Source organism: Methylobacterium sp. 13MFTsu3.1M2 (assembly GCF_900112625.1).
Classification (GTDB): Bacteria; Pseudomonadota; Alphaproteobacteria; order Rhizobiales; family Beijerinckiaceae; genus Methylobacterium.
Map to the genome: position 1 here is coordinate 147,563 of NZ_FOMM01000007.1, position 24,954 is coordinate 172,516.

General features: G+C 72.7%; 30 protein-coding genes. 15 read left to right on the plus strand and 15 right to left on the minus strand.

Annotated elements, in window-relative coordinates:
* Positions 1-41: 41 nt before the first annotated feature.
* Positions 42-455 carry a flagellar biosynthesis repressor FlbT gene (locus tag BM314_RS07775; protein ID WP_056531717.1) on the plus strand — a complete coding sequence of 138 codons (414 nt, stop codon included), beginning with the start codon at positions 42-44 and terminating at the stop codon, positions 453-455.
* 13 nt (positions 456-468) lie between these two features.
* On the opposite strand, the gene flaF is transcribed toward BM314_RS07775, so the two are convergent.
* Complete coding sequence (gene flaF, locus BM314_RS07780; protein ID WP_020090652.1) at positions 469-840, minus strand: flagellar biosynthesis regulator FlaF; 372 nt, start codon at positions 838-840, stop codon at positions 469-471.
* Positions 841-1,008: 168 nt separating this feature from the next.
* Between flaF and BM314_RS07785 the strand changes: the two genes are divergently transcribed.
* On the plus strand, positions 1,009-1,251 hold the full coding sequence (locus tag BM314_RS07785; protein ID WP_020090653.1) for a hypothetical protein: 243 nt from the start codon (positions 1,009-1,011) through the stop codon (positions 1,249-1,251).
* On the opposite strand, the gene BM314_RS30530 is transcribed toward BM314_RS07785, so the two are convergent.
* From BM314_RS30530 to BM314_RS07795, 3 genes are all read right to left on the minus strand, one after another.
* Positions 1,252-1,389, minus strand: a complete 138-nt coding sequence (locus BM314_RS30530; protein ID WP_020090654.1) for a hypothetical protein — start codon at positions 1,387-1,389, stop codon at positions 1,252-1,254.
* Positions 1,390-1,477: 88 nt separating this feature from the next.
* The gene (locus tag BM314_RS07790) at positions 1,478-1,801 is read right to left on the minus strand and encodes a hypothetical protein (protein WP_012322287.1); all 324 of its coding nucleotides are present in this window, start codon (positions 1,799-1,801) and stop codon (positions 1,478-1,480) included.
* A gap of 129 nt (positions 1,802-1,930) precedes the next feature.
* Positions 1,931-2,440, minus strand: coding sequence for a metallophosphoesterase (locus BM314_RS07795; RefSeq protein WP_091977753.1), 510 nt, complete (start codon positions 2,438-2,440; stop codon positions 1,931-1,933).
* 208 nt (positions 2,441-2,648) lie between these two features.
* Between BM314_RS07795 and BM314_RS07800 the strand changes: the two genes are divergently transcribed.
* The 6 genes from BM314_RS07800 to BM314_RS07825 all read left to right on the plus strand — a co-directional run bounded on the left by BM314_RS07800 (position 2,649) and on the right by BM314_RS07825 (position 10,325).
* Entirely contained in the window at positions 2,649-3,368 is a 720-nt protein-coding gene (locus BM314_RS07800) for a cytochrome c biogenesis CcdA family protein (RefSeq protein WP_091977754.1), read from the plus strand.
* A 51-nt stretch (positions 3,369-3,419) separates the two neighbouring features.
* Positions 3,420-4,466: a selenide, water dikinase SelD gene (gene selD / locus BM314_RS07805; RefSeq protein ID WP_091977755.1), complete on the plus strand. Its 1,047-nt coding sequence runs from the start codon at positions 3,420-3,422 to the stop codon at positions 4,464-4,466.
* A gap of 86 nt (positions 4,467-4,552) precedes the next feature.
* Positions 4,553-6,529 carry a glycosyltransferase gene (locus BM314_RS07810; RefSeq protein ID WP_244539882.1) on the plus strand — a complete coding sequence of 659 codons (1,977 nt, stop codon included), beginning with the start codon at positions 4,553-4,555 and terminating at the stop codon, positions 6,527-6,529.
* Positions 6,526-7,713 (plus strand): glycosyltransferase, encoded by a 1,188-nt coding sequence (locus tag BM314_RS07815; RefSeq protein ID WP_244539883.1) that lies wholly within the window; start codon positions 6,526-6,528, stop codon positions 7,711-7,713. Before BM314_RS07810 ends, BM314_RS07815 begins: the two co-directional genes overlap by 4 nt.
* 280 nt (positions 7,714-7,993) lie before the next feature.
* Positions 7,994-9,469, plus strand: coding sequence for a GumC family protein (locus BM314_RS07820; protein ID WP_091977756.1), 1,476 nt, complete (start codon positions 7,994-7,996; stop codon positions 9,467-9,469).
* The gene (locus BM314_RS07825) at positions 9,462-10,325 is read left to right on the plus strand and encodes a WecB/TagA/CpsF family glycosyltransferase (RefSeq protein WP_091925421.1); all 864 of its coding nucleotides are present in this window, start codon (positions 9,462-9,464) and stop codon (positions 10,323-10,325) included. Before BM314_RS07820 ends, BM314_RS07825 begins: the two co-directional genes overlap by 8 nt.
* A gap of 1 nt (position 10,326) precedes the next feature.
* Here BM314_RS07825 and BM314_RS07830 read toward each other — a convergent pair whose 3' ends face one another.
* The 5 genes from BM314_RS07830 to BM314_RS07850 all read right to left on the minus strand — a co-directional run bounded on the left by BM314_RS07830 (position 10,327) and on the right by BM314_RS07850 (position 14,140).
* A complete protein-coding gene (locus BM314_RS07830) occupies positions 10,327-10,902 on the minus strand; it encodes an NUDIX domain-containing protein (RefSeq protein ID WP_026604542.1) in 576 nt (191 codons plus the stop codon).
* Between the two features lie 37 nt (positions 10,903-10,939).
* A complete protein-coding gene (locus BM314_RS07835) occupies positions 10,940-11,209 on the minus strand; it encodes a sulfurtransferase TusA family protein (protein WP_020090664.1) in 270 nt (89 codons plus the stop codon).
* A 77-nt stretch (positions 11,210-11,286) separates the two neighbouring features.
* Complete coding sequence (locus BM314_RS07840; protein WP_091977757.1) at positions 11,287-11,628, minus strand: hypothetical protein; 342 nt, start codon at positions 11,626-11,628, stop codon at positions 11,287-11,289.
* 98 nt (positions 11,629-11,726) lie between these two features.
* The gene (locus BM314_RS07845; protein ID WP_091977758.1) at positions 11,727-13,094 is read right to left on the minus strand and encodes a glutamate--cysteine ligase; all 1,368 of its coding nucleotides are present in this window, start codon (positions 13,092-13,094) and stop codon (positions 11,727-11,729) included.
* A 293-nt stretch (positions 13,095-13,387) separates the two neighbouring features.
* Positions 13,388-14,140, minus strand: a complete 753-nt coding sequence (locus BM314_RS07850) for a 16S rRNA (uracil(1498)-N(3))-methyltransferase (protein ID WP_091977759.1) — start codon at positions 14,138-14,140, stop codon at positions 13,388-13,390.
* A 220-nt stretch (positions 14,141-14,360) separates the two neighbouring features.
* On the opposite strand from BM314_RS07850, the gene BM314_RS07855 reads away from it, so the two are divergent.
* A complete protein-coding gene (locus tag BM314_RS07855; protein ID WP_020090668.1) occupies positions 14,361-14,840 on the plus strand; it encodes a hypothetical protein in 480 nt (159 codons plus the stop codon).
* Positions 14,841-14,928: 88 nt separating this feature from the next.
* Positions 14,929-15,876, plus strand: a complete 948-nt coding sequence (gene ubiA / locus BM314_RS07860) for a 4-hydroxybenzoate octaprenyltransferase (protein ID WP_091977760.1) — start codon at positions 14,929-14,931, stop codon at positions 15,874-15,876.
* 15 nt (positions 15,877-15,891) lie between these two features.
* Here ubiA and BM314_RS07865 read toward each other — a convergent pair whose 3' ends face one another.
* Positions 15,892-16,347, minus strand: coding sequence for a DUF6101 family protein (locus tag BM314_RS07865; RefSeq protein ID WP_091977761.1), 456 nt, complete (start codon positions 16,345-16,347; stop codon positions 15,892-15,894).
* Between the two features lie 420 nt (positions 16,348-16,767).
* Between BM314_RS07865 and BM314_RS07870 the strand changes: the two genes are divergently transcribed.
* Positions 16,768-17,583, plus strand: coding sequence for an inositol monophosphatase family protein (locus BM314_RS07870; protein WP_056531692.1), 816 nt, complete (start codon positions 16,768-16,770; stop codon positions 17,581-17,583).
* 33 nt (positions 17,584-17,616) lie between these two features.
* Here BM314_RS07870 and BM314_RS07875 read toward each other — a convergent pair whose 3' ends face one another.
* Together BM314_RS07875 and BM314_RS07880 are read right to left on the minus strand one after the other, a co-directional pair.
* Entirely contained in the window at positions 17,617-17,853 is a 237-nt protein-coding gene (locus BM314_RS07875) for an AsnC family transcriptional regulator (RefSeq protein ID WP_091679178.1), read from the minus strand.
* A 216-nt stretch (positions 17,854-18,069) separates the two neighbouring features.
* Positions 18,070-18,279, minus strand: a complete 210-nt coding sequence (locus tag BM314_RS07880) for a cold-shock protein (RefSeq protein WP_012322269.1) — start codon at positions 18,277-18,279, stop codon at positions 18,070-18,072.
* A 317-nt stretch (positions 18,280-18,596) separates the two neighbouring features.
* Between BM314_RS07880 and BM314_RS07885 the strand changes: the two genes are divergently transcribed.
* Positions 18,597-18,986 carry a hypothetical protein gene (locus tag BM314_RS07885; protein WP_020090673.1) on the plus strand — a complete coding sequence of 130 codons (390 nt, stop codon included), beginning with the start codon at positions 18,597-18,599 and terminating at the stop codon, positions 18,984-18,986.
* Between the two features lie 30 nt (positions 18,987-19,016).
* On the opposite strand, the gene BM314_RS07890 is transcribed toward BM314_RS07885, so the two are convergent.
* A complete protein-coding gene (locus BM314_RS07890) occupies positions 19,017-19,220 on the minus strand; it encodes a hypothetical protein (RefSeq protein ID WP_012322267.1) in 204 nt (67 codons plus the stop codon).
* Positions 19,221-19,387: 167 nt separating this feature from the next.
* Here BM314_RS07890 and BM314_RS07895 point away from each other — a divergent pair, with 167 nt between their 5' ends.
* Positions 19,388-19,966 (plus strand): type 1 glutamine amidotransferase domain-containing protein, encoded by a 579-nt coding sequence (locus tag BM314_RS07895; RefSeq protein ID WP_091977762.1) that lies wholly within the window; start codon positions 19,388-19,390, stop codon positions 19,964-19,966.
* Positions 19,967-19,999: 33 nt separating this feature from the next.
* Here the strand turns inward: BM314_RS07895 and BM314_RS07900 are convergent, their stop codons facing one another.
* Entirely contained in the window at positions 20,000-21,673 is a 1,674-nt protein-coding gene (locus BM314_RS07900; RefSeq protein WP_091977763.1) for a calcineurin-like phosphoesterase C-terminal domain-containing protein, read from the minus strand.
* A gap of 215 nt (positions 21,674-21,888) precedes the next feature.
* Positions 21,889-23,187, minus strand: a complete 1,299-nt coding sequence (locus tag BM314_RS07905) for a L,D-transpeptidase family protein (protein ID WP_020090677.1) — start codon at positions 23,185-23,187, stop codon at positions 21,889-21,891.
* Positions 23,188-23,416: 229 nt separating this feature from the next.
* Here BM314_RS07905 and BM314_RS07910 point away from each other — a divergent pair, with 229 nt between their 5' ends.
* Positions 23,417-23,794: a hypothetical protein gene (locus tag BM314_RS07910; RefSeq protein ID WP_091977764.1), complete on the plus strand. Its 378-nt coding sequence runs from the start codon at positions 23,417-23,419 to the stop codon at positions 23,792-23,794.
* 42 nt (positions 23,795-23,836) lie between these two features.
* Positions 23,837-24,811 (plus strand): copper chaperone PCu(A)C domain-containing protein, encoded by a 975-nt coding sequence (locus BM314_RS07915; RefSeq protein WP_091977765.1) that lies wholly within the window; start codon positions 23,837-23,839, stop codon positions 24,809-24,811.
* Positions 24,812-24,954 lie beyond the last annotated feature (143 nt).

The window sequence follows — 24,954 nt, forward strand, 5'->3', positions numbered from 1 at the left end:
TCGCGAATGAGATCGCCGGGTCTTCTAGAAAGGAACACCCGATGCCCCTGCGCCTGGAACTCAAGCCGTTCGAGCGGCTGATCATCAACGGCGCGCTGCTCCGCAACGGCGACCGTCGCTCGACTTTCCTGATCGAGACGCAGTGCAAGTTTCTGCGCGAGAGCGAGATCATCACGGAGAGCGAGGCCGACACGGCCTGCAAGCGTCTCCACCTGACGCTGACGGTTATCTACCTCGCCGACGACCCGACGCAGGGCATCGACCTGTTCTTCCGGCAGGCCACGGATCTGCTGGGACTCGCGCCGGCCGCCGCCGGGCAGATCGCCGCGATCGCCCAGGCGGTGGAGGCCGGCGAGTATTACCGGTCGCTCAAGCTGAGCCGCAAGCTCGTCGAGTGGGAGGCGGCCGGCGCCGAATCGCCGGCCGAGGTGCCGGACGCCGCGGCGGCTCGCTGACCGGCACGCGGCCTCAGCCGGGATTGCCCTGCAGGCCGGCGGCGATGTGATTGTTGATCGACACGAGCGTGGCGATCTTCTCCGGCGTGGGAGCGATCATCGTGTCGATGCAGCTCTGGAGCACGAACACGCCCAGGCGTCCGACGCCCTGCTTCACGTCGGCGGGGAGCGGGTTCTCCGCGGACGTCGCCTCGGAGGTCAGCAGCGTCCAGACCCGCTGGTTGAACGACAGGGCCTCGTTGATGCGCCCGGCGTCGCCGCTGGCGAGCCCCTGGCTGGCGCCGATCAGCTTCTGCGCCGCCTTGAGCAGCACGGCGGATTCGGCTTCGCGGGGCGACAGCGCGCTGTGGGAGGTCTTGGCGTAGGCGTTGGCGGCGTAGTTCATCGGCGGTCCAGCCCCGTCGTCGGGCCTGCCACTGAGGCAAGCTAGCGCGTAGCTGTCGCAGATCAGGAGTTAAAAGCGCGTGAGCGCCGCATCCGCCATGATGCCGCCGGGTTGGTTATCGACGACGCTGTGCGGCCGAAAGGAACCGGCCCCCGGACCCCAACCCCGATGTTGAATTTCGTTCTCGGAACTGTTGCCGGCGGCCTGATCGCCTGCGTGCTGACCATCGCGGCGGCACGGCAACCCGAAGTGCAGTCCCGACTGGGCCTCGTGCCGGTGGCGCCGGCGACCCTGGCGGCGGTCACGAAACCGGCCGAACCCGATTGCGGCCGGAGGACGGAGCCGACCCCGAAGATCGGCTCCCAGGAGATGCTGTTCAACCGCCAGAGATTCTGGTCGGTCGCACCATAATCAGAACGTGCCGATCAGCATGAGCAGCATCGTCGTGGCGACGGTGGTGCTGACGAAACCGCACAGGGCGGCCGCGAAGGACGGACCGGTGCGGGTGACGGTGGGCTCGATGTCGTTCGAGAGCGTGGCGGGGGTCATCGGCGCAGAACCTTCTCGGCGACCAGCGTCGCGCGTATCGGGGTGATGCTTCAGGAACGGGACGGCCGAGGTGCGATCGCGCACCCGGTCAGTCGCAGCGGTTGATTTTCTTGGCGATCCGCAGACCCCGCAGCTCGCTGCGGAGGTCGATGGCCACGACGCCCTCTCCGCATCGCTCGAACGCGTCGCGGGCATCGTCGTAGCGGTCGCCCACCTCGTCGAGCGTGTCGCAGACGCGGTCATGGTTGCCCAGGCGGGCTTCCTGACGCGCCTGGAAGCGCAGGGCGTTCGCCTCGTCGACCTTGCGCTGGGCTTCGATGCAGGACGGCAGGGCCGACGCGGCGGAAGTCAGGGCGAGGCCTGCCAGGAGGCTGGCGAGGCAGCGGGTCAGAGTGACCGACTTGGCACTCACGGGAACACTCACACACGGTTTGTGATGGCAGATCCGCGGGCGGTCCTGCCGGGCTTCTCGGAGCGGCTCAGGTCCACTCCTTCTCTGTCCGCTGAAACAGTGAAGCTGACGTGAAAGTTCCGCCCCGAATCACCGCTTCCGGCGCAGTCGGGAGGTCAGGATTGCGGAGAGTGGCACGGGGGCCGCACCCATCGGATCGACGCCGACATCGTACTGCTTCGGCATCGGCTTGAGCTTGCCGTGGCTGTGGCCGTGGAGGTTCAGCGCGCCCCGGCTCATGCCGTTCCAGGTACGGAACGCGTAGTGGCAGAGCACCACCATCCGCCCCTCGACGGCGAGTTCCGCGTAGTGCCGGACCGACGCCCAGCCGGGCGCCGTGAGCGTGTCCGGCCCGTCGTTGTTGCCGGCGATCAGGTGCTTCTCGCCGTTCAGTCCGGCGAGGATCGCGCGGATCCGGTCACCGCTCGGGCCGAGGGCGAAATCGCCGAGGTGCCAGACCGTGTCGCCGGGCGCGACCGTCGCGTTCCAGGCCGCGATCAGGCCGGCATCGTGGGCCTCGAGGTCCGGGTAGGGCCGGTGGTCGAAGCGCAGGGCCCGCGGGTCGCCGAAATGCGTGTCGCCCGTGAAGAAGGTGGTCACCGCTCTGCTCCGCCTTGCCTCAGCGCCTTCCTGGACGCCTTCCTCGACGCCTTCCTCGGCGCCTCGCCCGGCAACGCCGCCGGACTGCCGCCGAAAGCGGCGCGCGGCCGCGTTGTTCCCGCCGGCCCGCGTCCGCCTGGCGCGTTGACGGCCCGCGCGCCAGGGTCGAAGCCTCGTCGGGCGAGGCGCCAGCGGGAGGGCACGGGGCATGCTGGGAACGGTGGGGTTCGCGTTCCTGGCCGGCCTGCTCTCGGTGCTCTCGCCCTGCGTGCTGCCGCTGATCCCCATCGTGCTCGGCACGGCGGCGGCCGAGCATCGCCTGGGTCCGGCGGCTCTGGCGGCCGGCCTCGCCATCGCCTTCACGGCCATCGGGCTGTTCGTCGCGACGATCGGCTTCACCATCGGGCTCGACGGCGACGTGTTCCGGCGCGCCGGCGCGGTGCTCCTGGTGCTCCTGGGCGTCGTGCTGATGCTGCCGCGGCTCCAGGCCCGGGTCGCAACGGCGGCCGGCCCGGTCGGCGCCTGGGCGGAGGACCGTTTCGGCGGCATCGGCTCCGGGGGATTGCCCGGCCAGTTCGCCGTGGGCCTGCTGCTCGGCGCGGCCTGGAGCCCCTGCGTGGGACCGACCCTGGGGGCGGCCTCGCTCATGGCGGCGCGGGGCGAGCATCTCGGGGGCGTCGCCCTGACCATGCTGGCCTTCGGGATCGGCGCCGCGGCCCCGCTGATGCTCCTGGGCCTCGTCTCCCGCGAGGCGCTGCTGCGCTGGCGCGGCGGCCTCGCCGCGGCCGGCCGGGCCGCGAAGGCCGCGCTCGGCGCCGTGATGGTCGTGCTCGGGCTGCTGGTGCTGACGGGCCTCGACAAGCGGGTCGAGGCCGCGGCCGTCGCGGCCTCGCCGGACTGGCTCAACGCGGTGACGACGCGCTACTGACTCCGCGAAGACCCCGCGAAGACCCCGGGTTATCCGGAACGGAGTTCGGCCATGAGCGATGCCCCCCGCCTGACCAGTCTCGCCCACGGCGGCGGCTGCGGCTGCAAGCTCGATCCGGCCACCCTGCGCCAGCTCCTCGCCCAGCAGCCGGCGGCGGGCCCGTTCGAGCGGCTCCTCGTCGGCAACGAGACCGCGGACGACGCGGCGGTGTGGGAGCTGGAGGACGGCACCTGCCTCATCGCCACCACGGACTTCTTCACGCCGATGGTGGACGACCCCATCGATTTCGGCCGGATCGCCGCGACGAACGCCATCTCGGACGTCTACGCCATGGGCGGCCGGCCGCTGTTCGCGCTGGCGATCCTCGGGATGCCGCTCGGCAAGATCGACCCCGAGGTGGTCGCGCGGATCCTGCGCGGCGGCGCGGAGCAATGCGCCGCGGCCGGCATCCCGGTGGCGGGCGGCCACTCGATCGACGCGCCGGAGCCGATCTACGGTCTGGCGGTGATCGGGACCTGCCGCCGCGAGGCGGTGCGGCGCAACGCCGACGCGGTGGCCGGGGACGCCGTCCTGCTCACCAAGGCCCTCGGGGTCGGGGTCTACTCGGCGGCGATCAAGCGGGCGACCCTCGACGAGGCCGGCTACCGCGACTTCATCGCGACCACGACGCTGCTCAACCGGATCGGGACCGATCTCGCCGCCGAGCCCGCCGTGCACGCCCTGACCGACGTGACCGGATTCGGCATCCTGGGGCACGGCCTGGAGATCGCCCGCGGCGCCGGCCTCACGCTCACCCTCGAGGCCGACGCCCTTCCCCTGCTGCCGCAGGCGGAGGCGCTGGCGCGCGCGGGCGCGGTCACCGGCGCCTCGCACCGCAACTGGGCGGCGTTCGGCGAGGCCGTGGACCTGCCGGCCGACTTCCCCGAGTGGCGCCGCCATCTCCTGACCGATCCGCAGACCTCGGGCGGGCTGCTGGTGACCTGCTCGGCCGACCGGGCCGACGCGATCCTGGCGCGCATCCGGGCGGCCGGCTACCCGGCGGCGGCCCGGATCGGCCGGATCGAGGCCGGCCCGGCGCGGATCCGCGTGGCGGCCTGACGGGCCGCCCGCCCCGAGAGGCAATCTTCAACCTTCCCGTCCACTCTGCCGCCCCGCACGAGACCCGAGCCGCCGCCAGAGCCGCCGTGACCGACGCCGCAGACATGTCACCGCCCGCCCACGGCGTCGCCGGCTGGCCGTTCGGGCGCAGCGCCGGCGCGCCGGCCCGTCCCGCGTCGCTCCCCGACGGGCGTCCGTGGCCGCGGATCCGCGTCGTCACGGTGGCCGGCGCGGGTGCCGCGCTCGCCGAGACCGTCGCGTCGGTCCTGCGCCAGGGCTACCCGGAACTGCGGCACGACCTGCTCGACCCGGCGGCCGGCCGCGCCGCGGCGGCGCGCATCCTGTCGGTTCCCGATCCGGAGCACCTGTTCTGGCTCCGCGCCGGCGACCTGCTCGCGCCCGGTGCGCTGACCGCCCTGGCGCTGGAGGCCGCGCTCACCGGCGCCGACGCGGTGGCGGGGCTGCGCGTCCTGTTCGACGACGTCGTCCGCGGCCTCGACGGCCCCGGGGCCGCGGACGGCGGGATCCTCTGGCGGCGGGACGCCCTCGCGCACGCGATCATCGACGCCGACGGGACGCTCGACGCCGCCTCCGCCTGGTCGGCGATCCCCGCCGATCGGCGGAGCCTGATCGGCCGCCCGATCCTGCTCCACAGGCTCGACGCGCCGCTGCCCCCGCCCGCCGCCGGCCTGTCGATCGTGTCGCTGACCGGGACCGGAACCCGCGGGGGCGCGGGCGTGGCCCAGCGCCGCCTCGCCGAGGCGCTGACGCTCGCGGGCCACCGGGTCGCGGAGGTGACGTTGAGCGGACGCCCGGAGGCCGCCGAGTGGCGCGACGACTTCCCGCAGGCGGAGGCCGCGGTCGCGGCGGCCGCCCCCGATCTCGTCCTCGCCGGCAACCTGCACGGCGCCACCCGCAGCCTCGACGTCGTCGGCCGCCTGGCGCGGCGCGGTCCGGTCGGCCTCGTGCTGCACGACCTCTTCCCCCTGACAGGCCGGTGCGCCCACCCCCGCGACTGCTGGCGCGCCGCGTCCGGCTGCGACGCCGCCTGCCCCGGCCCGGACGAGTACCCGGAGCTGGCGCCCGGCCGGATCGCCGGGATGCACGAGCGCAAGCGCGCGGTGCTCGCCGGCGCCGCGCCCGGATCCCCGACGCGACCCTCCGCGCCCTGGCTGCTGGCCAATTCCGACTGGACGCTGGCGCGGGCGCGCGAACTCGCCCCGCCCGGCAGCGTGATCGAGCCCGTGCGGCTGGCCTTCCCGACCGCCGTGTTCCGGCCCGGCGATCGCGCGGCGCTGCGCGGCACGCTCGGTCTGCCGGCCGACGACGTCCTGATCCTCGTCTCCTCGGTCATCGTCGACGGGCCCGACAAGGGCTTCGCCGATCTCCGGGCCGCGCTTCAGGCCGTGGCGGGCCCGGGCGTCGGCGTGGTGGCGGTCGGCCGGCTCGACGATCCGGCCCGGCTCGGCGTCGCGAACCTGTACGCGCCCGGCCTCATCGCCGACGAGGCGCTCCTGGCCGCGTGGTACGGGGCCTGCGACCTCCACGTCACCGCCAGCCGTCACGAGACCCTCGGGCAGACGCCGATCGAGGCCGGCCTGTGCGGGGTGCCGACGCTCGCCTACCGCACCTCCGGCCTGACCTCGGCCGTGATCGACGGCGTGTCGGGCCGCCTCGTGCCGGTGCGGCCGGGCGCCCTCGCCGAGGCGCTGGCGGCACTGGTCGGCGACAGCGAGGCGCGCGCGCTGCTCGGCGCCTTCGCGCGCATCGCCCTGGAGAGCCGCTACAGCCCGGCCGCCTCCGCGCTGTCGCTGGACGCGGTCTTCCGGCGTCACGGTCTGCCGAGCGCCCCGACGGGCCCGCGCTTCGCCCCCGGGATGCTCGGGCACTTCCCGTTCGCGGCGGACCTGCGGGCGGGCGCGGCCGGCACCGTCCCGGCGATCTCGCGCCCGCTCGTGCGCCGGCTGCGGCGGGCCAAGCAGATGGTCTTCGGGCGTCGGATGCCGCTCCTCGTGCGCCGGTGCCTCTACCTCGCCGGCGCGCTGCGCCGGAGCCAGACGTGACGGCCCGCGGCGACAGGGCCGGCGAAACCGCGGGCGGCGTGGCCGGCGGCGTGGCCGGCGACGTGGCCGGCGACAATGCGGGCGGCGCGCGGGCGGCGCCGACTCGGCGGCGGATCTACCTCGATCAGACCCATCTGCGCGCCCACGTGACGGGGATCGAGCGAGTCACCCTAGACCTGTTCGCCCCGGACCGGCTCGCCCCGCACGCGGTGCGGCCGGTGACCGCGGGCTCCCTGCCCGGCATGATCGCCGCGCAGCAGCTCGGCCTGCCGGCGCGTGCGCTGATGGATCGGGACGCCCTGTTCCTGTTCCCGGGCTTCCCGCCCGGGCCGCTCTGCGCCGTCGCGGCGTCGCGCTGCCTGCTCTACGTCCACGACACCTTCCTGCTCACGCGGACGGAGGATCTGAGCCTGCGCAGCCGGCTCTACATGAGCCCCAGCTTCGCCCTGGCCCTGCGCTGGTGCCCGAACCTGTTCGTTAACAGCCGCACCACCGGGGCGGACGTGCGCGCGCTCTGCGCCCGACGCGCCCGCGTCGCCCTGCTGCGCCCCCCCGTCCGCGACGCCTTCGGGCTCGCGCACCTGCCGGGACCGGCGGCCTACGCGCCGGGCCGGCCGCTGCGCATCCTGGCCATCGGCACCATCGAGCCGCGCAAGAACTATCCGGCGACCCTCGCGCTGACGGCGGCGCTCATCCGCGCCGGTATCCCGGCGGAGCTCCACCTCGTCGGCCGGGTCGGCTGGGGGCAGCACGCCTTCCTGGACGCACCGCCGCCGTTCCTGCACCGCCACGGGTACCTCGCCGACGCCGAGCTGCGCGCCCTCGCGGGGTCGTGCCACCTGCTGGTCTCCACCTCCAAGGCGGAGGGCCTCGGCCTGCCGCTGCTGGAGGTCCAGCACGGCGGCCTTCCGGTGGTGGCGCCGGACGACCCGGTGTTCCGGGAGGTCCTGGGGGCGTCGGCCCTGCTGATCCGGCCGGAGGAGCCCGACGCGGCCGCGGGCGCCCTCGCCGGCTGGATCCGCGACGGCGCCCTGGCCCGCGCCGCCGGAATGAGTCGGGCCAACGTCGCACGCTGGAACGCGATCGCGGCCGAGGACGGCGCGCGCTTCCGGCGCTTCCTGGCCGGCGATTCCGCGGTTTACGATGCGCTGGAGTCAATTGTCGCACACGCGGGCACCGCCTGAGGCGACCTGCGTAGTCCCCAACAAATCGGGAACTTTTCACGCCCGATTGTCGTGACAGTCAGGACTGCATCTGTAAGCGATATCTGCCAGCTTCCTGAAGCAAGTGCCGCATCGGGGCGACACTACTGGTCCGGTATGTTGATTGCTGGGCTCCCGAAGAAGGCAGCGCCTCGGGCGGGCACCTGTTCCAGATCGGCACGGAGCTGGTCAGAAAGGGAATGGGCGACGGGGCGGGTGACGGGCGGCGGTCTCCGCCGAGGCAGGTCAGGGAGCGAGGCGTATGTTCGACTTCTCGACGCGGATGAGCGGCGAACGGCCCGTGCGGATGGTGCTGCCGCAGGTCGCGCCGCCGACGGACGGCCGCGTGATCCTGCGGCGGCTGTGGCGCGGCAGCGGCTTCATCGTGCTGGGCGGCCTGTTCATGGTCGCCGTCGCGGTGGCGCTCCTCGGCCTGATCCCGCCCCGCTACACGTCGAGCATCCAGATCCTGGTGGATCCGAGCGACCTGCGCGTCGTCGAGAACGACGTGAACGCGCGCCAGCCCCAGGCCGACAGCGGCGTGTCGATCGCCGAGAGCCAGGTGCGGGTGATCCAGTCCGACAGCGTCCTGCGCCGAGTGATCGCCAAGCTCCACCTCGACAAGGACGACGAGTTCGTGCTGCCGGACGGCAACAACCCGACCCTCACCTGGATCAAGGGCGCGCTGGGCATGCTGCCCCCGCCGGCGAGCCGCGACCCGGTCTTCACGGCCCTCGACACGCTGCAGAATCGGCTCACCGTCCGGCGGGCCGAGCGGACCTTCGTGATCGACGTCTCCGTTCAGTCGCGCGATCCCGAGAAGGCCGCCCGCATCGCCAACGCCGTCGGCGACGCCTACTTCGCCGAGGAGGCCGCGGCCCGGACCGAGACCGCGCGGCGCGCCTCCGACGCCCTGGCGGGGCGGCTCAACAGCCTCAAGCGCGACGTCGAGCAGGCCGAGAGCGCCGTGGTGCGCTACCGCGAGGATCACAAGCTCGTGGCCGCCAGCGGCCGCCTGCTCACCGACCAGCAGCTCGGCGACCTGAACCAGCAGCTCGTCACCGCCTCCATCAAGACCGCGGAGGCCAAGTCGCGCCTCGATCAGGCGCGCCGGATGCGCTCGTCGGATCCCAGCACCGCCCTGCCGGAGATGCTGCAGAGCCTGGAGATGCAGGCCCTGCGGCAGCAATACGCCACGCTGTCCCGCAACACCGCGGAGCTCGCCACGCGCCTCGGCGAGCGCCACCCGGCCATGGCCGAGCAGTACGCCCAGCAGCGCGACCTGCAGCGCCTGATCCAGCGCGAGAAGGAGCGGATCATCGAGACGACCCAGAAGGATTACGACCGCGCCGCCGCGAGCGAGGCCGCGATCCGGGCCAATCTCGACCGGGTGAAGAACGAGACCGCGTCCAGCGACCGGGCCTATGTCGGCCTGCGCGAGCTGGAGCGGACCCTCGACGCCCGCCGCGGCATCTACGAGGCCTATCTGAAGCGCGCCCGCGAGGCGAGCGAGCAGGAGCGGCTCAACACCACCAACGTCCGGATCATCTCGGCCGCGGTCCCGGCGCGCCAGCGGACCTTCCCGCCCTCCCCCAAGATCGTCCTGCCGGTGGCGCTTGTCCTCGGCCTGCTGCTCGGCGGCGGCATCGCCCTGCTGCTCGGCGCCGACAGCGACCGTCGCCGCAGCCTGCGCGCCGCCACCCGGCCGGCCGCGAGCTTCCGGGCCGCCGATGCGTGACATCGGCGAGATCAGCCTCTACCTGGGCGCTATGGATCCGGTCCTCGGGGAGGCACACACGGTGAGCGCCCCGGCCCCCGCGGCGTCCGGATCGCCGCAGACGGGCGCGACCGTCGAACTCTTCGGCTACCGGTTTCACACCGGTCCCGCCGCGACCCTCGTAGCCGACGTCGCGGCCCGGCGTGACGGCCGCCCGCGCATGATCGTGACGGCGAACGTCGATCACATCGTCCAGCTCAGCGAGAACGCGCCGTTCCGCGAGGCCTACGCGCGCGCCGCGGCCCGGACCCTCGACGGGATGCCGCTGGTCTGGCTGGCCCGGAAGGCGTGCGCCCAGCCCGTTCACCGGATCACCGGCCACGACCTCCTGGGCTGCGTCCTGGCCGACCCGCCGGCCTTCGCGCGGCGGGTCTTCTTCGTCTCCGCCCGACAGGACGCGGCGGACGCGCTGGCGACCCGGCTGCAGGCGGCGGGCCTTCCGCCCGGCGCCGTGGCGAGCGCCGTGCCACCCTTCGGCTTCGAGCACGACGCGGCCTACAGCCGCGCCCTGGCGGAGCGGATCCGCGCCCACGGGACGACGCTGCTGGTGATGGGCGTCGGCGCGCCCAAATCCGAGATCTGGGTGGATCGCCACGGCCAGACGCTCGGCGAGCCGGTGGTCTTCTGCGTCGGCGACGCCCTCAACGTCGCCGCCGGGTTCCTGCCGCGCGCCCCGCGGCTGATGCAGCGCCTCGGCCTCGAGTGGATCTACCGGTTCCTGCAGGCGCCGCGCCGGCTGTTCCGGCGCTACTTCATCAAGTCGTGGCGCTTCATCGGCCTCGCCGCGCGCGACCGGTTCCGGCGGCGCGCCGGCTGACTCAGCGCCGCTCCGCGAACAGGTCCGGCCGCCGCAATTGGAGCGCGAAGAGCAGCGTCAGCGACTTCATGTCGGTGATCGCGCCGCGGCGGCCCATGGCGGCCAGTTCCGGCAGCGGGATCTCGTGGACCGCCACGGCCTCGCCCTCGGCGGCGAGACCGCCGCCGGTGCCGGTCCGGTCGGCCTCGCCGTAGGCGGCGAGGAACAGGTCCATCCGCTCCGTGGAGATCCCCGGCATCGACCAGGCGCTGGCGACGAAGTCGAGGGCGCTGAGGCGCAGGCCCGTCTCCTCCATCGCCTCGCGCCGCGCCTCGTCCTCGGAGGCGCCCTCGTCGAGGAGGCCGGCCGGCACCTCGATGTGGCTCGGCGGCCCGCCCGAGTAGAGGACCGGCGCCCGGAACTGCGAGACGAGCGTGGCGACCCGCCGCTCCGGATCGTAGGGGAGCACCGCGACCGCCCGGCCGTGATCCTCCATCTCCCGGGTGATGCGGCTCCCGTCCTCCTGCATCACCTCGGCGACGAGGTAGCGCGCCCAACCGTCATGTACGAGGCGCACGCCCCCGATCCGTGGTGCCATTCCGATCTCGCCCTGCTCCTGGAGCCCGACGGATCGTTCAGGAATGCGGCGGCCTTGCGGACACGGTGATGCGGAAGCGCAGGCGCCCCGCGGGCGGCCCCTCCAGACGCTCGGCGGCGTCGAGGCGGGCGCCCTCCTCGCGCACGAGGTTGGGGATGTCGAGGGCGGCTAGGGGGTCGGTGCAGGTCACCACCAGCGTCCGGCCGGCGGCGAGGCCGCGCAGCGCCTTGCGGGTGCGCAGGACCGGGAGCGGGCATTTCAGGCCGCTCAGGTCGAGGTCGACGCAGTCCGGATCCTCGTCCCGCACGCCGGAAGCTCCCGAACCGGCGCGGATGCCGGCCCGGCGGTCTTAGGCACCGCGGCGGCCCGGCGCCAGCGGCGTCCTCACCACACGTGATAGCCGAAGGCGGGTCCGGCATAGCTGTCCGGCGCCGTCCAGACATAGCGGGGACCGTTGTAGCCGTACTCGAAGCCGCGGCTCGGGACCGGCGCGTAGGCGTAACCGTAGCCGAACGGCGCGGGATAGCCGTACTCGCCGTAGTAGCTGTACTGCGGCCGCCCCCGCGCCGCCACGGTGCCGGCGATCCGGCCGCCGGCCCTGTGATGCCAGCGCCCCGGGGCCGGTCCAGCGCCCTCCAACCGCGCCAGGTCGGCCGCTCGCGCCGTGCTCGAGGCCACCGGAACGGAAGCCATACCGGCGAGGATGACGGCGATGATGCGGATCATGATTCGGCCTCTCCCCGGGCGTCGCGCCCTGTCGGAACGTTCCATTAGCACGTTCCAACGGCGATTCGCGCGGGCGGCGTGAGCCGCTCAGCCGGGTGCTAGAAGACGCATTCCGTGAAGGCCGGACGCACGCAGGCGCCCCAGCGACCCTCGTAGTCGGCGAGGAGATCCTCGGCCCGCGTCCGCCCGGCCGCGACGACGGCCTCGAGCGGCTGCAGGTAGATCACCTCGTCCCGGCCCTCGGCGTCGCGGCGGCCCCGGGCCCGGAGGCCCGCGCGGGCGATCGCCAGGGCCTCGGCGGCGACGGCCCCGAGCGTGGTATTGGCCACCGGCGTCGCGAGCCCCAGCCGCGGCGCCGTGGCGCGGGCGGCCTCGCGGTTGGCGAGGCTCCACCCCTTCACGAGGTCGAGGGCCGCGTCGAGGGCCGCGTCGTCGTAGAGGAGACCGGTCCAGAAGGCGGCCTGAGCGGCGATCATGCCGGGGCCGCCGACATCGGCGCCGCGCATCTCCAGGAAGCGCTTGAGCCGCACCTCGGGGAAGGCCGTGGAGGCGTGGTTGGCCCAGTCCGAGACCGTGGCGAACTCGCCCGGCAGCTGCGGGAGCTTGCCGGCCATCAGGTCGCGGAACGAGGCGCCCGACACGTCGTGGTAGGTGTCGCCTCGCTTGACGAAGTACATCGGCATGTCGAGCAGCCAGTCGACGTAGGCCTCGTAGCCGAACCCCGCGTCGAAGGCGAAGGGCAGCATCCCGGTCCGGTGGGCATCCGTGTCGCGCCAGATCTCGGACCGGCGCGACAGGAAGCCGTTCGGCCGGCCGTCGGTGAAGGGCGAGTTGGCGAAGAGCGCGGTCGCGACCGGCTGCAGCGCCAGGGACGCGCGCATCTTGCGCACCATGTCGGCCTCGGAGGCGAAGTCGAGGTTCACCTGCACGGTGGCGGTGCGCAGCATCATGTCGAGACCGAGGGACCCGACCTTCGGCATGTAGCCGGCCATGATTCGGTAGCGGCTCTTGGGCATGACCGGCGTCTCGTCCCGGCGCCATTTCGGGCTCATGCCCAACGTCAGGAAGCTGATGCCCAGGGGATCGGCCACCCGCTTCGCCGCGGCGAGGTGCGTGGCGAGTTCCGCCGCCGTGGCGTGCACGTCGGCAAGCGCCGCGCCCGACAGCTCGAACTGGCCGCCGGGCTCGATCGAGATCGCGCCGCCCGCCTCCGCCGACAGGCCGATGATGTTGCCGAGATCGAGGATCGGCTCCCAGCCGGTCTCACGGGCGAGTCCGTCCAGGAGCGCCCGGATGCCGCGGTCCCCCTCGTAGGGGACCGGCGCCCGGGTCTCCCGATAGAACGGGATCTTCTCGTGCTCGGTGCCGATCGCGAAGCGCGCGCGCGGCTTCTCGCCCGCCGCGAACCATTCGATCAGTTCGGCGCGCGTGGTGAGCGGCGTGGTGTCGTTGCTGTCGCGCGCCATGCGCTGCCTGCCCGTGCGTCTGACGTGTGCCTGGGAACGGGCGCGCCGGACTGCTCCGGCGGATCCACCCGGTACAAACCCGCTCTCGCGAGCGGGATCCGGGCGGACACCCGCCCCCGACCCCGATGAGCACGCGGCGCAGGCGGCGTCCGATCCGGGACATAATCGAGCCGCCGTGAACCCACAACGCGGCGGTCTCGACCGGCGCGCCGCTTCACGTCTGATCCGGGGAAACAATCGACCGGCGCGGTCCTTCCATGTGCGCGGGCACACATGGATCGGGGCGGCGCGCGTCAGCGCGCGTCGCCGAGCACCGCCTGCACCAGCGTCAGCACGGCGACGGCGGCGGTGTCGGCCCGCAGGATGCGCGGCCCCAGGGAGAGCGCCACGGTGTTCGGCCGCGCCCGGATCAGCGCCCGCTCCTCCTCGGAGAAGCCGCCTTCGGGACCGACCAGCACGGCGAGCGGAGGGGGCGCCAGCGGGTCGCCAGCCGCCCGCAGGGCCGCCACCGGGTCGCGCACGGGCGCGTCCTCGTCGCAGAACACGAGAAGCCGCCCGGGCGCGAGGCCCGCGAGTGCGGCCGGCAGGCGCTCGGGCTCCGGACAATCGGGAATCGCCAGGATCCCGCACTGCTCGGCGGCCTCGACCGCGTTGGCCCGCAGCCGGTCCATGTTCACGCGATCGCCCTGCGTGAACCGGGTGATGACCGGTCGGATCGTCCCGGCCCCCATCTCCACCGCCTTCTGCGCGAGATAGTCGAGGCGCGCGCTCTTCAGCGGGGCGAACAGGTAGTGAAGGTCGGCGCCCGCGGGCTGCGGACGCGTCTGCGCGGCGACGTGCAGGTCGGCGCCCTTGCGCCCGGTCTGGACCAGATGGGCGCGCCACTCGCCGTGGCGGCCGTTGAAGACCAGGACCGGATCGTCCGGCCCCCGGCGCAGCACGTTGAGAAGGTAGTTCGCCTGAGCCCGGTCGAGGGGCAGAATCACCCCCGCCGCGAGATCGGCCGCGACGTGGAGGCGCGGAGCGGTGAAGTCATAGGTCGGCATGGCGGCGTGGTCGCGCGGGCCGGCGGGCCTGTCAACGCGGGGACCGCGCCCGAAAGTGTTGCCGAATGGTTACGAGCCCCGGTTTTCGGCAGCCAGTCCACCGGTGCATGGCGCAGCCGGTTTGCCGCTCGAATGACGCCACAATCCTATGGCGAACCCAACGGAACGGAAGAGAGCCGGCCGCTCGCGGATTCGGCAGGGGCGTCGAGGGAGTCGCGGAATGGCGAAGGGGAGTCTGAAGCTGGGGGCGGCGGTGCTGGTCGGCACCGTCCTGTTCGGCACGGCGGCGTTCGCGCAGAGCGCGGCACCGGAATGCGGTGCCATCCAGAAGACCCTGGCCGAGCGCAAGGCTCTGGTCGGCCGCGCCAATGCGGCGTCGCAGTCCAAGAAGAAAATGACCCCGCAGGAGGCCTGCGCCCTGTTCGGGAAGCTCCAGTCCAACGGCGCGGAGGGCATCAAGTGGATCGCCGCCAACAAGGAATGGTGCTCGATCCCCGATTCCTTCGCCGAGGGCTTCAAGGCCGACCACGTGAAGGTCAGCGGCATCCGCACCAAGATCTGCAGCGTCGCCGCCCAGGCGACCAAGATGGAGGCGCAGGCCCGCGCCCAGGCGCAGGCCCAGGCGGGTGGCGGCGGCGGCGGGCTGCTCGGCGGCCCGGGCTTGACCGGAAGCTTCAAGCTGCCGCAGGGCGCTCTCTGAGATCGTCTGAGAGGATCGCGGATCCGGCGCGGGTCCCCCCTCGGCAGCGGCGGGGGACTCACGTGCGGGACGACCGGAGATCCGACCGATGAACGGCACGGTGTTTGACGACGGGCGACCGGCCGACGCGGTCTCCGGGCACTGGGTCGACCGGCGGGCGCCCCGGCCCTGGCGCCCGTACCTGCGCCTGGCCCGGATCGACCGGCCGATCGGCTGGTGGCTCCTCCTCCTGCCCTGCTGGTGGTCGGCCGCCCTGGCGGCGATCGCCGCGGACCAGGCCTTTCCCGACCCCTGGCACTGCCTGCTCTTCCTGATCGGCGCCGTGGCGATGCGCGGGGCGGGCTCGACCTACAACGACATCGCCGACCGCGACCTCGACGCGCAGGTCGAGCGCACGCGCCTGCGCCCCCTGCCCTCGGGCCAAGTGCGGCCGCGCCACGCCGCCCTGTTCCTGGTGATCCAGGCCCTGATCGGGTTGGCCGTCCTGCTGCAATTCAACGCGGAGGCGGTGATCATCGGTCTCTGCTCGCTGCTGCCGGTGGCGATCTACCCGTTCATGAAACGGGTCATGCCGTTGCCGCAGGCGATCCTGGGACTGGCCTTCGCCTGGGGGGCTCTGATGGGCTGGGCCGCGGTGTTCGCCCGCCTCGATCCGCCGGCGCTCCTGCTCTACGCGGGCGCCCTGTGCTGGGTAATCGGCTACGACACGATCTACGCGGTGCAGGATATCGAGGACGACGAGATCGCGGGGATCCGCTCCTCGGCCCGCCTGTTCGGCCGGCACGTGCGGCTCGCCGTCGGGCTCTGCTACGCGCTGGCCGCTCTGTTCGTGGTGCTGGCCGCGCGCGGGGCCGGAGCGGGGCTCGTCGGGTATCTGGGGGTCGCCGCCTTCGCCGGGCACCTCGCCTGGCAGGTCCTGTCGCTGCGCGAGCGCGACGGGCGCGGGGCTCTCACGCTGTTCCGGTCGAACCGGGATGCGGGCCTGATCCTGTTCGTCGGCCTCACCGCCGACGCGCTGCTGCGCAACATGTTCTAGGGGCCGTCGGCGCCCTCAGGTGCGGGCGATGATCTCGTTCTCGCCGCGGAAGATCTGCGGGCGCGCGGGGAGCCGGCCGGTCTTGCGGCGGGCCAGGAAGCGCGGGCGACGGCGGCCGAGGCCGGCGTGGCGGCGACGGATGCAGACCTGACCGAGAATCAGCCGGCCGATCTGCTGGGAGACCGGGACGAGGAGGCCGTCCTCCCGGACGATCATCCGCACGAGGCCCGCCCGCGCCGCGATGTCGCGCCACAACGCGACCACGTCGTCCTCCTCAAAGCTGCCGAGGCGCTGCAGCACGTCGCCTTCGGCGTCGACGAGGATCAGGCTGAACCGGTCGGCGCCCACGATCTCCGCGTCCTCGGTGGCGTAGGCGAGCGCGATCCCGACGGCCCGGCGCGCGCCGGGGGCGCGGCCGATCACCGGCAGCGGCGAAGCGACGAAGCGGGGCGCGGTGTCGGCACCGTGCATCGGGTGTCCTGCGTGGCTTTTGTCCGTGGCCGGGGAAGTGTTCATCGGTCCGAGTCCCTGGAGCAAGTGGCGACCCCTGTCGGGCCGTCCGTTATGCCAAGCAAAATCGCACCCGAACTCCTCCGCACCGCTTAAGAGCCGTCGTTAAGCGAATCTGGACAGCGCTGTCATTTGCGGAATGCTCAATGCTTCCTTGAATGCTCAACATTTCCTTGCGCAGATCGGTCGTTATCGATCGATCAACCAGCATCCTTGTGGCGCTGCGGGCGCCGCCGTACAACGGGGCGACCCGGCGCGCGATCCTCCGCGCCGGGTCTTCTCAGCCCGACCGGGTGAGCCCAAGCGGGCCCGGACGTCCGCCCGCCGGACGGGCGGGCCGGCGGGGCCCTCGCGGGCCGCACGGATTCCACGCGGAGCGCGATGCCAGAGCCTCTCACCGACGATGCCGTATCCGCCCTGATGCCGGAGTTGCGCGCCGTGATGCGCGAGGCCGCCGACATCGCGCGGCCGTTCTTCAGGCTCGGCGGGCAGACTTCGGCCCGCATCTGGTCGAAGGCCGGCGGCTCGCCGGTGACCGAGGCGGACGTGGCGGTCGATGCCTTCCTGAAGGTGCGTCTGAGCGCCCTCGTGCCGCGGGCGGCATGGCTGTCGGAGGAGACCGCCGACGACCCGGCGCGCCTCGGCCACGACCTCGTGTGGATCGTCGATCCGATCGACGGGACGCGGGCGTTCCTGTCGGGCCATCCGGACTGGTCGATCGCGGTGGCGCTCCTGTCGGGCGGCGAGCCGCTGATCGGCTTCGTCCACGCGCCGGTGGGCGACGCGGATTACGAGGCCGTGCGCGGGCGCGGCGCGACGCGGAACGGCGAACCGATCCGCGTCGATACCAGGCAGAGCCTGCCCGGCGCCCGCGTCACCGGCCCGAAGCCGATGCTCGACCGCCTGGCCCGGGGCGCCGGAGCGGACCCGGATTTCGAAGTGATCGCGCGGATCCCGTCCCTCGCCCTGAGGCTCGCCCGCGTGGCGGACGGGACGGTCGATATCGGGATGATCTCCGGGAATGCCCGCGACTGGGACCTGGCCGCCGCCGACCTCGTTCTGCGCGAGGCGGGCGGGGTGGTCTGCGATTTCTCCGGGGCTGCGACGCCGTACAATCGCGCCGACCCGGTGCACGGCGAGTTGCTCGCCGCGCCGGTGGGCCTGCGCGACCCGGTTCTCGCCGCCTGGGACCGCTGAGGCCGAGGCCCCGCGTGTCCGCGGCGAGCGACCTCAGGCCGTCGCGGTCTCGCGGATCTTCACCGCGGCGGGCGCGAGCCCGAGACGCTCGGCGAGATGCCAGTGCAGTTCACGCGGGGAGTGGTAGTTGTAGGACCGGTCGATCAGGTCGCTGAGATCGGCCCCGGTCTGGTCCGCGGTCTTGGCCCGCGCCAGCTTGCCGACCCGGAAGGTCGGGGCATCGGTGACGGGGGAACGGACGCCGCGGCGCCGTGTATACTCGAATAACATCACTGTCTTTTCTTTTCTGGACCGGACGTTGGCTGCGCCCGGCGTCGTTTCTGGGATATTGCCTCCGACGCGACCGGAACCCGGGCAGTCTCGCCCGGGCAGGCAGCGTCGGAAGGGGGAACCGCGTCTGGCGGCCGCTTCATGCGCCACCCGCAATCCTCAGTTGCACACTTCGGCGCATTGAGGGCGCGGGAGGCGCCTCGGAACCCGCGACGGTCAGGCCGCCTGCAGGTTGCCGGCGGCGTCCTTGCCGCTGCGCTTGTCCGTGAGGATCTCGTAAGCGATCCGCTGGCCTTCGATCAGGTTGCGCATCCCGGCGCGCTCGACGGCCGAGATGTGGACGAACACGTCCTTGCCGCCATCGTCGGGCTGGATGAAACCGTAGCCCTTGGTCTCATTGAACCACTTCACAGTGCCGGTATTCACGTAGTGTACCTCGTTCGTCCATAGGCCATCCGCGCGGCACGAGGGCCGCGTGATGCACCACGGTCTTTCTGGATTTGGCCAGTGCGGCGGGGCGCGAGTCGCTGAACCTTGAACAGCGTCAGCCTCGGTGGATAAGCCCCCCGAGGACGTATTTAGGCGCAGGCTGCGGCCGCAACAAGGCATGGGCGGCGTATCATCTGCGTCGCAGGCCGGGATCGGGAGGGGGCCGAGCGGCACCGCCCCCTGTGATTCCGGGCATTCACGATGCATATACGGAATGCGCTCAAGCAGTTAAGGCGCGTGGCTCTGGACGATACATGGCAGGCATCTCGGTCTCGCTGGACGGTGCGAACATCCAGCTCTCCTTCCAGAAGGACGATCAGGCGACGGCGGTGGTGATGGATGCCCGCGCCGCCCGGGCGCTGGTGCGCGCCGTCGGGCAACTCCTTACGGCGATCGACGATACGGACGAGCCCGACATGGCCGACGAGATGGGCGACGAGGAGGTCGCCATGCTCGACGTGACGTCGTCGGCCATCGAGGTCGGTACCGACGACGAGGGCCAGGCGGTGGTCGCCCTGCAGGCCGGCGCCCTGCCGCCGTTCCAGCTCCGCCTGACGGACGAAGAGGCCCGCCACGTCGTGACGAGCCTCTCCGAGATCCTCAATGCCCCGCGCGACGTGCGGACCTCGCACGGCGGTCACTGACGGCCGGGCGCTCGGCCGTCGCGGGCGCCGTCACATGCGCGTCCCGGGATCCGTCGGCGTGCCGGGGAAGATGTCCGGCTCGGAGCCCGGACCGCCGGGTTCGCCGATCCCCGGATCGTTCACCGGATAGGGCGTGCGCGGGCCGGTCGGGCCGATATCGGGCTCCTCTTCGGGCGTCGGCGGGGGCGGCGGCAGGTCGCCGGGCGTGGGCTCGGGAAGGCCGGGATTGGCCATGACGCGACTCCTGATGGTTGGGATGGGGACCAACGGGCCGCCTTCCCCGGGGGTTCCGATCACCGGTCCGGGGTCCGCTCCCGGACGCGGCCGGGCGGCGGAGGGCCGCGGGAACGGGCCGGACGACCCTCGGTTAGCCGGGCAGATCCCCGAACCGGAGACCCGCCATGCCCGACATCCGCCACGCCAAGATCCTGATCCTCGCCACCGACGGTTTCGAGGAGAGCGAGCTGACCGTCCCGCAGGCCAAGCTGGCCGAGGCCGGCGCCGCGGTGACCGTCGCCGCCCCGCAATCGCGCCAGAGCAAGGGCACGATCCGCGGCTGGGACAAGACCGACTGGGGCCGGGAGGTCGCGGTCGACACCGACCTGGAGCAGGTCGACCCGGCATCCTACGACGCCCTCGTCCTCCCGGGCGGCCAGATCAACCCGGACAAGCTCCGGCTCGAGCCCCAGGCCCTCGCCCTGATCAGGAGCTTCCTGACGTCCGGCAAGGTCGTGGCCGCGATCTGCCACGCCCCGTGGCTGCTGATCGAGACCGGCGCGGCCAAGGGCCGCGACCTGACCTCGTTCAGCTCGATCCGGACCGACGTGATCAATGCCGGCGGCCGCTGGCACGACAAGGACGTCGTGACCGACCACGGCATCGTCACGAGCCGCAACCCGGGCGACCTCGACGCCTTCTGCGCGAAGATCGTCGAGGAGATCCAAGAGGGCGGCCACGGCGCCCGCCAGCTGGCGGCGTGACCCGCGCGGGCGCCGGACGACCGGCGCCCGTGCTCAGCCGCGGCCGCGCTCGCCGGTGACTTCCAGCACCGTGCAGCCGCGGATCGGGCGGCCGTACTCGTCCGCGCCCTCCACGGTCACCCGGTGGGCGCCGGGGGCGAGGTCGTCCGGGAGCCGCGCCGTCCAGATATGGGTCGAGGGCACCGCCTTTACCCAGCTCTTCTTCGTCTCCGGGTAGCGCTCGTAGAGCTCGGTGACGAACGGGTCGGGGCGGCGGGTGCGCGCCATCGGCCGGGGCGGTGCGTCCCCGACCCGGAACGCGAGGCGCGTGCGCGGGCCGCCGTCGAACACGTTCACCACCAGAGTCGTGTCGGCGAGCGCGTCCTGCGGCACCGGCGGCCGCAGCCCCTGTACCGGCCGGGTCAAGCGCACCACCTCGGGCGCGCCGGCCCGCAGCTCGCTCTCGAACAGGATCCGCATGGTCTCGTCCGGCTGCCCCTGCGCGGCGACGTAGCGCGTCGTGTAGTCGGCGCCGCGGATCGACAGGACGTGGAACCCGTTCGGCGTGCCGTCGCGGCTGTCGGCCGAGGGGATGCCCGTGCGGGTGTCGGGACCGCTCCACCACGAGCCCGAGACGGCGGTGAGCACGTGATGGTGGTGCCCGTCGGCGAGGTAGTGGTGCTCGGTCGTGTGGGTGTGGCCGGCGAGGCTCAGCACCTTGCGGCCGGCGAGCAGGTCGAGGAGCGCGGCGCGGTCCGTGGTGTGGGTGCGGGGCTCTTCGGGGCCGGTCTCGGTGTGCAGGGGGATATGCATAGCCAGCACGATCAGGTCGTCCCGCGGGATCTCGGCCAGGAGGTTGCGCAGGAAGGCCAGGCCGCGGTCGCCGATTCGGCCCCGGTAGGTGTTGGCGCCCACCGGCACCGGCGGCCCGAGCCACTCGACGTTGTCGAGCATCACGAACCACGCCCGGCCGTGCCGGAACGCGCAGGTCGGCGCGCCGAACACCCGCTTCCAGGTCTCGCGGCTGTAGCGCGCGTCCGGCGCCTGCATGTTGAGGTCGTGGTTGCCCGGCAGGCTGTACCAGGGCAGGCCGATCCGCCCGACGATCCGGTTGGACCGGCCGTAGAGCGAGAGATCGTCGAACAGCACGTCGCCTGTGGTCAGGCCGAAGGCGGCCGGGATCGCCATGGCGCGGGTGACCGCGGTGTCGCGCACGTGGTCGAGTTCGAACCGGCTCTCGGGCTGGGGATCGGTGAACAGCACGACGTCGAAGTCGTCCGGCTCGTCCGCCCGGGTCAGGGTGAAGTCGATCGAGGCCGGGAGCGGCCCGGTGGGCGCGAGGCCGCGATAGCGCAGGCCCAGCTCGGCGGGCGTGCCCCCGGGCTGGTGGATGTAGGAGTGGCGCGGCACGTTGTCGGCGTCGCGCGGCAGGGCGTAGCCCGGCGGCTTGATGACGAAGACCGCGCCGTCGCCCGGCATCGGCAGGCGGTATCGGCCCCGCTCGTCGGTCCGCGCGATCTCGCGACCGTTGGACACCAGCACGCCCGGCAGCGGGACCGGCTCCCCGCCGGCCGCGTCGCGCGCGGAGACGATCCCGGTGGCCTCGGCGGCCTCGGTGGCCTCGGCGGCTTCCTGCGCGCCGGCCCGGCCCGCGACGAGGCCGAGGGCGGCGGCGCCCGCCATGGTGCTCCGGCGGGTCAGGCCTCCGGGCTGGGTGTCGCGCGACATCGATGGCTCCTGCACGGCTTCGCGGCGCGGCGTCCCGCGGGAGGCCGGCAACCGGCATCCGGGACGCTGCCTGCGCGGCCAATCAGACGCGTTTGACCTCCGGATGACAGGCGCGGCCCCGAACGCGCGAGGCCCGCGCCTCGGCAGAGGTGCGGGCCTCGGATCGGGTTCGACGGGCGGGCGTCGCCGGGAGCGGCCGGCGCCCGCGGGTCCGACTACTCCTCGTCGCCGGGCTCGAAGGTCTGCGGCATCGGCTCGGCGCTGGCGACCGGGGTCGGCGCGCCGATGGTCGAGGGCACGTTCACGCCGTCACGCTTGTAGATGTCGTCGCGGAACTGGACGATGCCGTCCGGGGTCGACCAGGCGGTGATGTAGGTCCAGTAGACCGGCACCGGCTGGGAGATGTTGGCGTCGATGCGCTTGCCGCTCTCGATCGCCTCCTCGACCTTCTGTCGGTCCCAGCCGGGCGTGTCCTTCAGCAGCCACGTGATGTACTCGCGCACGTTCTGCACGCGCACGCAGCCCGAGGAGATGAAGCGGAAATCGTCGCCGAACACGCCCTTGGTGTTCGTGTCGTGCATGAACACGCCGTAGGGATTCGGGATGTTGATGCGGACGATGCCCATCGAGTTGAAGTCGGCGCCCGAATCCTGCCGGTAGGTGTAGCGGGTGCCCTCGTCCGAGAACCAGTTCACCGACTTCGGCGAGACCTCAGAGCCGTTCGACAGGATCCGGATCTTGTTGTCCGTGAGGTAGTTCGGATCCTTCTGCATCTTCGGGATCAGGTCCTTCTTCACGATGGAAGCCGGGACCGTCCAGGTCGGGTTGAAATTGATCTGCGTCGCCTTGGTATTCATGATCGGCGACTGGCGGTCGATCTTGCCCACGCCGGCGGCGTGGAGCGTGACGACCTGACCGTTCTCGACCGTCTCGACGAGCGCGGCCGGGATGTTGGTGATCACGAAGCGCCGGCCGAGATCGCCCGAGTAGGAGCGCAGGCGCACGACGTTGATCTCGAGCTGGCGCAGGCGCACGTCGGCGGGCACGTTCATGGCCTGCTGGGTGGCCATCGTCATCGCGCCGGTCTGGCTGAGGCCGTGCCGGGCCTGGAACCGCTTCACGCCCGCGGCGACGTACGAATCGTACACGCCCGAGCCGCCCGCGGCCGGATCGAGGTCGCCGGTGACGATCAGGCGCTGGCGGATGGCCGCCACGGCCGGGCCGCGCGAGCCGATCCGCAGGTGGTCGGCGCCGGAAACCTGCCGCCAGCCACCGCGGGCGACGATGTCCTTGTAGCGCTCCACCATCTGCTCGGTGGACGTCACGGTCTGGGGCGAGAGGATCGGCACCGTCTCGCGCTGCACCTGCATGCCGGCGGGTGAGGCGTAGTCCTGCGCCCACTCGGCCTGGGCATAGTTGCCCTGATCGCGGGCTTGGGCGCCGCCGATGCCGAGCGCGCCGAGGGCGGCGACGCCGAGGATCGCGGGGAACCGGTTTTGTGCCTTCTTGCGCATCGGTCGCTGGCTCTGGTCCGGGGTTCGTCAGGTCGTGACGGGAGCGGATTGTCTCGGGCGCCACGGTGTCGGGATGGCGTTAAGACTCCCTATCGAAGGGGCCGGAATGTGGCATCGCCGTGCGCCAGCGCACGCGGCGTCCCTCTGCGGCACCCTGGCAACAGCCATCGCCGCGCCGGTGTGGCAGGGATGCCATAGCGGTCCGGTTCGGACGGCGCGCGGGAGCAGCATGGATTCGGGCGAGGCCCTTTCGGATCGACGTGTCGGGCCGGCCCTGCGGGCCGTCGTCGCCCTGCTGGCGCTCTACGCCCTGCTGCTCCAGGCCTTTCTCGGCGGCCTGATGCCGGTGCCGGCGGCGACCGACGGCCTCTGCGCGCAGCATGCCGACGCGTCCGCTCCACCGGGCGCGCCCGTCCCCCACGACCACGGCGATTGCTGCACGGCGGCCCAGTCCACCGGCCCGGCGCTCCCGCCGCGCCCCTCATCCGTCGGTCTCCGATGGGTCGCGACCGCGGACCTGCGGCCGGCCTGGCCCCTCAACCGGAGCGTCGGCGCCCGCGCGCCGCCCGGCACCATCGCGTCCCCGAGGGGGCCGCCGACCGCCTGAGCGATCACCACCTCTCGGATCCCTCAGGACGGATGTATTCCCATGAAGACCCTTGTCTCGGCCGCCCTCGGCCTCGCACTGCTCGCCTCCGCGGCGCAGGCCCACGCGGTGCTGGAACGCAAGCAGGCAGCCCCCGGCGCCTCGTATCGCGGCGTCGTCCAGATCATGCACGGCTGCAACGGCAAGCCGACGACCCGCGTGAGCGTCACCATCCCGGAGGGCCTGATCGGCGCCAAGCCGATGCCGAAACCCGGCTGGACCCTCGCGACGACGCGCGGCCCCTACGCCAAGACCTACGCGACCCATCACGGCACGGCCGCAGAGGGCGTGACATCGATCACGTGGAGCGGCGGCTCCCTTCCGGACGATCAGGTCGACGAGTTCACCTTCCTGGCGCAGGTCGCCGGCACCTTCGAGCCCGGCGCGACCGTCTACGTCCCGGTCCAGCAGGATTGCGCGGAGGGCAGCTATTCCTGGTCGGAGATCCCCAAGGCCGGTCAGGACGCCCACGACCTGAAGGCGGTCGCGCCGTCCTTCCGGATCGTCCAGGTCGCTCAGGCGGGCGGCGCGCCGGCCGCGGGGACGGCCGCGGCCGCGACGACCGTGAAGGCCGGTGACCTGACGATCGAGACGCCGTGGCTGCGCGCCACGCCGAACGGCGCCAAGGTCGCCGGCGGGTACGTGCGCATCACCAACACGGGGAGCGCGCCGGACACGCTCACGGGCGCCACGGTGCCGTTCGCCAAGAGCAGCGACATCCACTCCATGTCGATGGAGGGCGGCGTCATGAAGATGGCGCCGGTCACGAACGGCCTGACCATCAAGCCCGGCGAGACCGTGGAGCTGAAGCCCGGCGGCTATCACCTCATGTTCGAGGACCTGACCGGCGCGCCGAAGGCGGGCGAGACCGTCGCGGGGACGCTCACCTTCCAGCGCGCCGGCGCCGTGCCGGTGACCTTCACGGTGGCGCCGATCGGCGCGGGCGCACCGGGCGGCCAGCACCAGCACCAGCACTAGCCGCCCGGGACCGAGCTTCGGCCGCCGGGCGACAGCCGTGACGCGAGCAGATCCACGAGGCCGGGCCGCCGCGGCGCCCGGCCGTCGCGGCCGCGCGGACCCTCGGGTCGCCCTTGCGCGGCCGGCGCGCGCGCTCGCCCGGA

What these genes read in the sequence shown, in the direction of transcription:
- BM314_RS07775 (WP_056531717.1), top strand. Translation starts at nt 42, where the DNA reads ATGCCCCTGCGCCTGGAACTCAAGCCGTTCGAGCGGCTGATCATCAAC.
- flaF (WP_020090652.1), bottom strand. Translation starts at nt 840, where the DNA reads ATGAACTACGCCGCCAACGCCTACGCCAAGACCTCCCACAGCGCGCTG.
- BM314_RS07785 (WP_020090653.1), top strand. Translation starts at nt 1,009, where the DNA reads ATGTTGAATTTCGTTCTCGGAACTGTTGCCGGCGGCCTGATCGCCTGC.
- BM314_RS30530 (WP_020090654.1), bottom strand. Translation starts at nt 1,389, where the DNA reads ATGACCCCCGCCACGCTCTCGAACGACATCGAGCCCACCGTCACCCGC.
- BM314_RS07800 (WP_091977754.1), top strand. Translation starts at nt 2,649, where the DNA reads ATGCTGGGAACGGTGGGGTTCGCGTTCCTGGCCGGCCTGCTCTCGGTG.
- selD (WP_091977755.1), top strand. Translation starts at nt 3,420, where the DNA reads ATGAGCGATGCCCCCCGCCTGACCAGTCTCGCCCACGGCGGCGGCTGC.
- BM314_RS07820 (WP_091977756.1), top strand. Translation starts at nt 7,994, where the DNA reads ATGTTCGACTTCTCGACGCGGATGAGCGGCGAACGGCCCGTGCGGATG.
- BM314_RS07825 (WP_091925421.1), top strand. Translation starts at nt 9,462, where the DNA reads ATGCGTGACATCGGCGAGATCAGCCTCTACCTGGGCGCTATGGATCCG.
- BM314_RS07830 (WP_026604542.1), bottom strand. Translation starts at nt 10,902, where the DNA reads ATGGCACCACGGATCGGGGGCGTGCGCCTCGTACATGACGGTTGGGCG.
- BM314_RS07840 (WP_091977757.1), bottom strand. Translation starts at nt 11,628, where the DNA reads ATGATCCGCATCATCGCCGTCATCCTCGCCGGTATGGCTTCCGTTCCG.
- BM314_RS07845 (WP_091977758.1), bottom strand. Translation starts at nt 13,094, where the DNA reads ATGGCGCGCGACAGCAACGACACCACGCCGCTCACCACGCGCGCCGAA.
- BM314_RS07850 (WP_091977759.1), bottom strand. Translation starts at nt 14,140, where the DNA reads ATGCCGACCTATGACTTCACCGCTCCGCGCCTCCACGTCGCGGCCGAT.
- BM314_RS07855 (WP_020090668.1), top strand. Translation starts at nt 14,361, where the DNA reads ATGGCGAAGGGGAGTCTGAAGCTGGGGGCGGCGGTGCTGGTCGGCACC.
- ubiA (WP_091977760.1), top strand. Translation starts at nt 14,929, where the DNA reads ATGAACGGCACGGTGTTTGACGACGGGCGACCGGCCGACGCGGTCTCC.
- BM314_RS07865 (WP_091977761.1), bottom strand. Translation starts at nt 16,347, where the DNA reads ATGCACGGTGCCGACACCGCGCCCCGCTTCGTCGCTTCGCCGCTGCCG.
- BM314_RS07870 (WP_056531692.1), top strand. Translation starts at nt 16,768, where the DNA reads ATGCCAGAGCCTCTCACCGACGATGCCGTATCCGCCCTGATGCCGGAG.
- BM314_RS07875 (WP_091679178.1), bottom strand. Translation starts at nt 17,853, where the DNA reads ATGTTATTCGAGTATACACGGCGCCGCGGCGTCCGTTCCCCCGTCACC.
- BM314_RS07885 (WP_020090673.1), top strand. Translation starts at nt 18,597, where the DNA reads ATGGCAGGCATCTCGGTCTCGCTGGACGGTGCGAACATCCAGCTCTCC.
- BM314_RS07890 (WP_012322267.1), bottom strand. Translation starts at nt 19,220, where the DNA reads ATGGCCAATCCCGGCCTTCCCGAGCCCACGCCCGGCGACCTGCCGCCG.
- BM314_RS07895 (WP_091977762.1), top strand. Translation starts at nt 19,388, where the DNA reads ATGCCCGACATCCGCCACGCCAAGATCCTGATCCTCGCCACCGACGGT.
- BM314_RS07900 (WP_091977763.1), bottom strand. Translation starts at nt 21,673, where the DNA reads ATGTCGCGCGACACCCAGCCCGGAGGCCTGACCCGCCGGAGCACCATG.
- BM314_RS07905 (WP_020090677.1), bottom strand. Translation starts at nt 23,187, where the DNA reads ATGCGCAAGAAGGCACAAAACCGGTTCCCCGCGATCCTCGGCGTCGCC.
- BM314_RS07910 (WP_091977764.1), top strand. Translation starts at nt 23,417, where the DNA reads ATGGATTCGGGCGAGGCCCTTTCGGATCGACGTGTCGGGCCGGCCCTG.
- BM314_RS07915 (WP_091977765.1), top strand. Translation starts at nt 23,837, where the DNA reads ATGAAGACCCTTGTCTCGGCCGCCCTCGGCCTCGCACTGCTCGCCTCC.